Raw genomic sequence first — 9009 nt, 5'->3', positions numbered from 1 at the left:
GTGCTGATTGACTACCTGGCCGAGCGGATCGGTGTCCGACCCTATTGGGAAAGCGCTTAGCTTGCCGTTGAAATCCAGCCTGCTCGTCCGGCCTGGTTCTTGGTAGCATCCTGGCAAGAGCACAGGACAGTGCACAACCGGAAACTGGTGAAAATACATCATGAACGAGTTTTCTCCCTCTGATCTCAAGACCATCCTGCATTCCAAACGAGCAAATCTCTACTACCTCGAACATTGCCGCGTACTGGTCAATGGCGGGCGAGTCGAATATGTCACAGACGAAGGCAGGCATTCCCTGTACTGGAACATCCCCATTGCCAATACGACGACAATCCTGCTTGGAACCGGCACATCGATCACCCAGGCGGCCATGCGCGAGCTGTCCAAGGCCGGGGTGATGGTCGGCTTCTGTGGCGGTGGTGGCACGCCGCTCTACAGTGCCCACGAAATCGATGTCGAAGTGGCCTGGTTGTCACCTCAAAGCGAATACCGTCCGACTGAATATCTGCAAGCCTGGGTCCGCTTCTGGTTTGACGATGGACTTCGTCTGGAGGCGGCCAAAGCCTTCCAGCGCGCCCGGCTGGAGCAGGTCGCCCGGCTCTGGTGCGAACACCGTTCACTGGCCGGCAACGGCTTCCAGGTGCCAAAGGAAGCTTTCCTGGCCGCCCTGGATTCATCCAGAAAATCCGTCGACTCGGCAGCAGATGGCAACGCTTTACTGACCGAAGAGGCCCGTCTTACGAAGAAGTTGTTCAAGTTCGCAGCCAATGCGACGGATTACGGCGATTTCATTCGCGCCAAGCGAGGCATGGGCAACGACGCGGCCAATCGTCTTCTCGATCATGGCAACTACCTGGCCTATGGACTTGGCGCCAGTGCCACCTGGGTACTGGGCCTGCCGCATGGTCTGGCCGTCCTGCACGGCAAGACCCGACGCGGCGGCCTGGTGTTTGACGTGGCAGATTTGGTCAAGGACGCCGTGGTGTTGCCCCAGGCTTTCATCTCTGCCAGCCGGGGCGACGACGAGCAGACCTTCCGCCAGGCCTGTATCAACACCTTTACGGCTACCGAGGCACTGGATTTCATGATCGACACCCTGAAAGGCATTGCCCAGGAGATCGGCACTCGCGCCCGATGAACATATTGCTGATTTCCCAGTGCAGTAAAAACGCTCTTACCGAAACCCGGCGCATCCTCGACCAGTTCGCCGAACGGCGCGGCGACCGCACCTGGCAAACCGCCATCACCCAACAAGGCCTGGAAACACTCCACCGCTTGCTGCGCAAGACTGCCCGCAAGAATACGGCAGTAGCCTGTCACTGGATACGCGGCAAGGACCACAGCGAGCTGATCTGGGTCGTCGGCGACATGCGTCAGTTCAACGCCCGCGGCGCCACCCCGACCAACATGACCCAACGCAATGTATTGCGAACCGGTGATGAAAACGACTGGCACAGCGCCGAAGACATCCGCTTGCTGGCCTGCCTGGCGGCACTGTTTCACGACTTCGGCAAGGCGAATGAGGCGTTTCAGAAAAAGCTGGCCAGTACCATGCCGGTGGTCGATCCCTTCCGTCATGAGTGGGTATCGTTGAGGCTGTTCGAGGCTTTTGTCGGTGCAGGCGGCAAGGACGATCGGGACTGGCTGGAACGTCTCGCCAAACTCGACGGCAGCGAAACTCAATCCTTGGTCGGCAAAGTCGTTCGAGATGGTCTGGACAAGTCCTACAGCCCCTTCCGCGCTCTGACATTGCCTCTGGCACGGGTCATCGGCTGGCTGATCGTCAGCCATCACCGCTTGCCAACACCAGTGACGAATGACGATTTCAATAGGGTATTGAATGCAGAAGCCCTGGACAAATTACCCGGTGGCGTGGTGCATGGATGGTGCGGCAGTCATCCAAATAGCACCAATGGCCAAGCCCAGGCCGCCTGCTGGCGTTTCAACCGCGGTCTGCCATTCGACAGCCAGCATTGGCGCCAGCATGTGGCCAATACGGCCAGCGCCATCCTCAAACGGCCCAAGCTCCTAGCCGAACAGGCCCTAGACGTCCTGAGCAGTCCTTACGTACTTCACTTCTCCCGGCTGGCCTTGATGCTGGCGGATCACTACTACTCGGCCCAGCCCAGCCACATCCGCTATGGCGACCCGGTGCGGCGCGGCAGCAAAGTCCTTTACGCCAACTCGATCCGTGTAGAGGGAGAAAAACCTCAGCTCAAGCAACGCCTCGACGAGCACCTGATCGGCGTCGAGGTCAACGCCGGCCGCCTGGTGCGCACCTTGCCCCGACTTGATCAAAGCTTGCCGCACATTGCTCGCCACAGAGGCTTCCGGGAACGGGCCAAAGCACCTTATGCCTGGCAAAACACCGCCTTCGATCTGGCCGAAAGTCTGCGCGAACGGTCTGCTCAGCAGGGCTTTTTCGGCATCAATCTCGCCTCCACGGGTTGTGGCAAGACCTTCGCCAATGCCCGCATCCTCTACGGACTGGCCAATCCCCAGCTCGGTGCCCGCTTCACCGTGGCCTTGGGCCTGCGCACCCTGACCCTGCAAACCGGTGACGCCTACCGGGAACGCCTCCACCTCGGGCCGGAAGACCTGGCAGTGCTGGTGGGCGGCGCGGCCACCAAGGCGCTGCACGCCTACTACCAGGCCCAGACCAGAGCCAGCATCGACGCGGGCAGCGAATCATCCCAGGAGCTACTGGCCGGCTACAACCACGTGCGTTATGAAGGCAGCCTGGAAGATGGCCCGCTCAAGGAGTGGCTATATCCGGACCGCAAGCAACCAGGGAACACGCAAGAACAGAAGCATCAACGCCGCCGCCGCGAAGCCGGCGCCCTCCTCGACGCCCCGGTGTTGGTGTGCACCATCGACCATCTGATGCCCGCCACGGAAAGCACCCGGGGCGGCCATCAAATCCTGCCCATGCTGCGGCTCATGACTTCGGATCTGGTGCTTGACGAGCCTGACGAATTCGACATGGGCGATCTGCCCGCCCTGGCCCGCCTGGTTCATTGGGCTGCCCTGCTGGGTAGCCGGATCTTGCTCTCTTCCGCCACCCTGCCGCCTGCCCTGGTGCAAGGACTGTTTCTGGCCTATTGCGCCGGCCGGGAGGAATTTCAGCATCATCGGGGCCGGCCTAGCGAGGCCTTGGCCGTGTGCTGTGGCTGGTTCGATGAATTTGGTGTACAAAACAGCGAGCATGGCAAGGAGGCCGATGGCGCGACTTTTCTTGCCGCCCACACGGCCTTTATTGATCGCCGCATCGCTCGACTGTCGGCGGCCAAGGAAATACGCCGCCGTGCCGCCATCATCGACGTGCCGATTGTCCCCACGAAGGCCAACGACAGAAGCAGCATTCAGACCCACATCTGCCGTCAGCTTGCAGACATCCTGCGTGACCAAGCCCTGAAGCAGCATCACCGGCATCACAGCCTCGATCCCGCCACTGGCAAGCGCGTAAGCTTTGGTCTGATCCGCATGGCCAACATCGACCCATTGTTTGATGTGGCCCAAGGTCTTTTTGCATTGGGCGCCCCCGAAGGCTGTCGCATCCACCTGTGTGCCTACCACGCCCGCCATCCCTTGCTGGTGCGGGCCGAAATTGAAAAGGAGCTGGATGCCGTCCTCAAGCGCCACAAACCGGAAGCGGTGTTCGCCTGGCCCGGCCTGCGTGCAAGGCTGGACGCCAACCCGGAAGAAGACCACATCTTCCTCGTTCTCGCCACTGCCGTGGCAGAAGTGGGCCGGGACCACGACTACGACTGGGCCATTGTCGAACCCTCATCGATGCGCTCCATCATTCAGCTCGCCGGCCGGGTCAAGCGCCACCGCAGATTCGATTGCCCCATCGACCAGCCCAACATCCTCTTGCTGGATCGCAACGTCAAAGGCATCAAGCACCCAGGAAATACGCCGGCATTTCGTTGGCCGGGTTTCGAGTGCCCGGAATTTCCCCTCAAAGACCATTCCCTCACGAAGCTGCTCACCAAGGAGCAATGGCAGATCATCGACGCCCGCCCCCGCATTCGTCCCCGCGACAACCTGGATTGCCAGGGCAATCTCGTAGACCTGGAGCACGCGAGGCTGGCCGACCTGATGCTGGGTGCGAAAGCAGGCGAGATGCAACAGCAAGTCCCTGTGAAGTGGTGGTGGAGTACCCGCGCCCACATCTCCGGCGTACTACAAGCCAGAACCCGCTTTCGCGACGATCCGCAAGGTCATCAGAGCTACTACTTCCGGCCTGACGAAGACTGCACGGAAACCGAATTTTACTGGCTGGAAAAGACCGGCAAGGAAACCCCGGTGGAGGGCAATCTACTACAGCGCATACGAGACGCCGATCTATTCACAGGCCGGCGCATTGATCCCTGGAGCGCTCCCGACTACCTCACCACTCTGCCAATCCTGGCCGAAGCGCAAGGCCTGGAGCCAGTGGACTGCGCCCGACAGTTCGGACGGGTGGACCTGCCGGGCGAGGAAGCCAGCAAACGCTGGCGCTATCACCCAGCCCTGGGATTCAGCCGCGCTTAGCGTGACTCCTGCGAAGTTTGTGGCTTCAGTGTTGTTCTGCCTGTGCGGCAGTGAAGGTATTTGCCTACGATTGGCTACTATTTCTGAGCTGCTTTGCAGCAGTCTTCCAATTATCGCATTGCCGATAGACGAAAAATTTATCTGGCCACCTGGTGCGACGAATCCCTTGCAAGGCTAAATGGGTTTGCTATAGACTCCACAGGTGTAATCTTAATCTGACCAACTATTAGATACTAGGAAAATTTATTACTGGTTCAGTAGCAAGGCAATCATGCTTCCTGATATCTCAATCAAAAAGGAGATTCACCGTGGCCTCACCTGAAATTGCCACCAGCGATGCTGCGCGTATCCGCAGCGCCATCAATGTATTTCTCCAGGAGCGTCTCCAACCCAAACTAGACAAGCTCAAGGAAGGCGATGACGAACTCCGACAGAAGCTGATCGCTGAACATCAACCCGCAGCCTGGATCGCCGACGCTGCCCGGCGGGTAGGGCAGATTCAGCAGGTAACCCATGCCATCAAGTTCACCCACTCCTCGGCAGGTGGTTCCAACTGGTTCAGCACTGGCAACCCGGCTGCTGATGCACGGGAACTTGGCTCCCATGCCTTGGAAGGTCAATTGTCGCCCGACGTGGTAGGCAATGCAGCGGCCCTGGATGTATACAAATTCCTTTGCCTCACTATTGATGGCCGCAGCTTGCTGGATCGGGCCACGACTCGTGATCCAGCCCTTGCCGAGGCCCTCACGAACGATGCAGCCAAAGCGGCGGAATGGCTGGTCGCCTTCTCCTCTTTGCCAGAAACCAAAGGTCGACTGTCTTCCCACACCTTGGCCAAGCAGTTGTATTGGCCGGTGGGCGAGGGGGCCTATCACCTACTCGCTCCCCTGTTCTCTTCCTCATTGGCCCATGCCGTCCACAAGCGTATCGGCGAGGACCGTTTTTCCGATGCCGCTAAAGCCGCGCGTGAAGCCGAACGAGCCGACAAGGCTCATCCCCACGGCTACCGGGATTACCCCAATCTCGCCATCCAAAATTTCGGTGGCTCCAAGCCCCAGAACATCAGCCAGCTCAACTCCGAGCGCCGGGGTGAGAACTACCTGCTGGCGGCCATCCCGCCCGTATGGAAATCCCCGGCCCTACGCCCGCCCCTAAAAACCGAAACGGTCTTTTCACACTTCTTCGGCCGTCGCAAGGAGGTGCGGCGGCTTGTCGGGGTGTTAAAGGAATTCCTGCGCCGGATGGCGAATGACCGGAACAAGAATATCAATGTCCGCGAAACCCGCGAGGAACTGGTGGCCGAATTGTGCGGCGAGGCCTTGAACATGGCCGCCGAACTTCGCAATTTCATGGAACCTGGCTGGAGCGCCCAGGCTGACTGCCAGCTCAATCTGGCCGAGCAATGCTGGCTGGACCCGGCCCGCGGCCTGAGCGACGAGGACTTCGCCACTCTTTACCGGCGCGGTGACTGGCAGATCGAGGTCAGCCGGAGTTTCGGCAACTGGCTCAATGCCAGCCTGAAAACCGACAAGACCATTTTTGGTAGCGCAGAAGCATTGGAATGGCAAACCATGCTCGAACGCGAGTTGCACAAGGAATTGGGCGATGAATAAGCAGGCCTTCAAACCCACCGGCCTGCTCCTCCTGCCCCATTTGTGCGTGCAGAACGCCAATGCCATTTCCAGCCCGCTGACCTGGGGCTTTCCCTCCCCCAGCGCCTTTCTCGGCTTTGTCCATGCTCTGGAACGGCGCCTGTCGGATCAATATGGCCAGGTATTCGGCGGCGTGGGCATCATTTGCCACGGCTTCGAGGCCCAGACCTGCAAGCCCAACCGGCGCCAGCATCTGATCTTTGCCCAAAGTCGCAACCCGGTCTACCTCAAGAACGACGCCGCCAAGTTCATCAACCAAGGCACGCCTCCGGCCATTGTCGAAGAAGGTCGCGCCCATCTGGAGGTGAGCCTGGTTGTCGCCGTACATGGTGGTTTCCAGGAAGCCCAGGAAGAGCAGGATTTCGCCGATGCGGCTTACCAAACCGCTTTGGGCATGCGGTTGGCGGGCGGCTGTATATTGCCGGCGCTGGCGCGCCGGGTGCCCAAACCCCAATGGCTACCCTGGCCCGGCGTGGCGGCGGATCAGCGTCGTGCATTCATTCACCTGCGCCGCCGCTTGCTGCCCGGATTTGCCCTGGTGCATCGGCCGGACCTGCTGGCCGGACGGCTGGAGAAACCAAAGACGGAGAGCGACGGCATACCGGTCAATGTGCTGGACGCCCTGCTGGACCTTACCCGCCTGAACCATCTCCCCGCCAGACTTTCCCCCGAGACACCATCCGAAGGGGATTTGCCGACAACCCAATCCACCTCACCGGCCCAGTTACTGCCCAAGGTGGAATGGCGTGTGGAAAAGCACCCCGGCTGGCTGGTGCCTCTGCCTATTGGCTATGCCAGTATTTCGCCGCTTTATGCCGCCGGCGAAGTGGCTGCCACCCGGGATGACAGCACACCTTTCCGTTTTGTGGAAAGCCTTTACTCCCTCGGCCAATGGATCGGCCCACACCGCCTTAGCCAACTGGAGCAACTGCTCTGGCACAGCAGCGCCGAATTGGAAGCCGGGCTGTACCGCTGCGTGAACCGTTATTCCGACACCCTCGCTAAAACCGACCCCCAACTCCCTTAAGGAGCTTAACCATGGCCAAATCTGAACTCTCGACCGCCTCCGTCCTCGCCTTTGAACGCAAACTTGACCCCTCCGATGGCCTTTTTAGCGCCGGGCTCTGGAGTGATTCCGCCAATGGCGCGTCATGGCCCGTGGTCTCCATTCACGAAAAATCCGTTCGCGGCACCATCTCCAACCGCCTCAAGACCAAGGAGCAGGACCCGGATTCGGCCAAACTGGATGCCTTGATCCAGTCGCCCAACCTGCAAACCGTGGATGTGGCCACCCTGCCCAACGATGCCGATACCCTGCGCCTGCGCTTTACCCTGCGGGTATTGGGTGGCGCGGGTACCCCAGCCGCTTGCAACAACGCTGATTACCAAGCGAAGCTGCAAGCCACCGTGCAAAGCTATGTGGCCGAACAAGGATTCGGTGAACTGGCGCGCCGCTATGCCTACAACCTGGCCAATGGCCGCTTCCTCTGGCGTAACCGGGTCGGCGCAGAGCAAGTCACCGTGGAAGTACGCCACTTGGAACGACATGAAGCCAAACAGACCTGGCGCTTCAATGCCCTGGATTTCAGCCTTCGCCATTTCGAGGACCCGGCTGAATCCGCAGACGCCATCGCCCAACTGGCCAAGGTGTTCGAGCAGGGCCTGGCCGGTACCAGCAGTTACACCCTGCTCGAAGTGGTGGCCTACGCCCGCATCGGCGACGGCCAGGAGGTTTACCCTTCCCAGGAACTGATCCTCGACAAGGGCGACAAAAAGGGCCAAAAGAGCAAAACACTTTACGCAGTCGGCAACGTGGCTGCCCTGCACAGCCAGAAAATCGGCAACGCGCTGCGCACCATCGACACCTGGTATCCCGCCGAGGGTGGCAACGAACTCGGCCCCATCGCCGTCGAACCCTACGGTTCGGTCACCAACCAGGGCAAGGCCTATCGCCAACGCGGACAGAAGGCAGACTTCTATTCGCTGCTCGATAACTGGGTGCTCAGGGACAAGGTGCCCGAGACTATCGGCGACAAGCATTTCGTCATGGCCATCCTCGTCCGTGGTGGCGTTTTCGGCAACAGCGACAAGGAATGAGGCCGTCCACCATGGATCACTACATCGACATCCGCCTTTTGCCTGACCCGGAATTTCCGCCCAGAGTGCTGCTGAATGCCCTCTACGGGAAACTGCACCGGGGGCTGGTGGCTCAGGGCGGGCAGAACATCGGGCTGAGTTTCCCGGACGTGAGCAGGAACGGCTTGGGTACGCGCCTGCGTTTGCATGGTATGGCTGCGGAACTGGCAAATTTCATGGCTCGGGGCTGGCTGCTGGGCATGCGCGATCACACCATTGTCAGTCCGGTCCAGCCCGTTCCCACGCTCAAAGCTTACCGGGTGGTGCGCCGCGTTCAGGCCAAGAGCAGTCCCGAGCGCCTGCGGAGGCGTTTGATGGCGCGCAAGGGCGTCAGCGCAGAAGAGGCCGAGCAGGCGATTCCGGATAGTGCTGTCGAGCGGCTGGATCTGCCCTATGTAGTATTGAACAGCCAGACCACCGGCCAACAGTTCCGCCTGTTTGTGGAACACCGACCCTTACAAGACCATCCAAGGTCTGGTCCATTTAGTGCCTACGGTCTGAGCTCCATCGCCACCATCCCCTGGTTCTGACCCTTTTTTTAGGGAATTTCAATTACTGATAAAAACCAGTTAGTTGAGAATGTTCCGAAAAATTTGGGTAAACTGGCCAAAATGGTTTTTCTATTTAAAAATTAGAACATTAGAGGGAAAACACGTAGTTCACTGCCGCACAGGCAGCTCAGAAA

General features: G+C 59.6%; 6 protein-coding genes. All 6 read left to right on the top strand.

Annotated features, from left to right (window positions below; all coding sequences use genetic code 11):
• Nucleotides 1-160 precede the first annotated feature (160 nt).
• The 6 genes from cas1f to cas6f all read left to right on the top strand — a co-directional run bounded on the left by cas1f (nt 161) and on the right by cas6f (nt 8854).
• Nucleotides 161-1138 (top strand): type I-F CRISPR-associated endonuclease Cas1f, encoded by a 978-nt coding sequence (cas1f, locus tag VSS37_RS13275; protein ID WP_288127421.1) that lies wholly within the window; start codon nt 161-163, stop codon nt 1136-1138.
• The gene (cas3f, locus tag VSS37_RS13270) at nt 1135-4536 is read left to right on the top strand and encodes a type I-F CRISPR-associated helicase Cas3f (RefSeq protein WP_324695966.1); all 3402 of its coding nucleotides are present in this window, start codon (nt 1135-1137) and stop codon (nt 4534-4536) included. Before cas1f ends, cas3f begins: the two co-directional genes overlap by 4 nt.
• A 308-nt stretch (nt 4537-4844) precedes the next feature.
• Nucleotides 4845-6149, top strand: coding sequence for a type I-F CRISPR-associated protein Csy1 (csy1, locus tag VSS37_RS13265; protein WP_324695964.1), 1305 nt, complete (start codon nt 4845-4847; stop codon nt 6147-6149).
• Complete coding sequence (gene csy2, locus VSS37_RS13260) at nt 6142-7215, top strand: type I-F CRISPR-associated protein Csy2 (protein ID WP_046536940.1); 1074 nt, start codon at nt 6142-6144, stop codon at nt 7213-7215. Before csy1 ends, csy2 begins: the two co-directional genes overlap by 8 nt.
• Nucleotides 7216-7226: 11 nt before the next feature.
• Entirely contained in the window at nt 7227-8285 is a 1059-nt protein-coding gene (csy3, locus tag VSS37_RS13255) for a type I-F CRISPR-associated protein Csy3 (protein WP_324695961.1), read from the top strand.
• Nucleotides 8282-8854, top strand: coding sequence for a type I-F CRISPR-associated endoribonuclease Cas6/Csy4 (cas6f, locus tag VSS37_RS13250; protein ID WP_324695959.1), 573 nt, complete (start codon nt 8282-8284; stop codon nt 8852-8854). The genes csy3 and cas6f overlap by 4 nt, the downstream gene beginning before the upstream one ends.
• The last annotated feature ends 155 nt before the right edge of the window (nt 8855-9009 follow it).

The sequence above is a fragment of the Candidatus Thiothrix phosphatis genome, assembly GCF_035668035.1.
Lineage (GTDB): Bacteria > Pseudomonadota > Gammaproteobacteria > Thiotrichales > Thiotrichaceae > Thiothrix > Thiothrix phosphatis.
The sequence above is the reverse complement of the archived record's forward strand: the minus strand, read 5'-3'. Positions and strand labels throughout refer to the sequence as shown.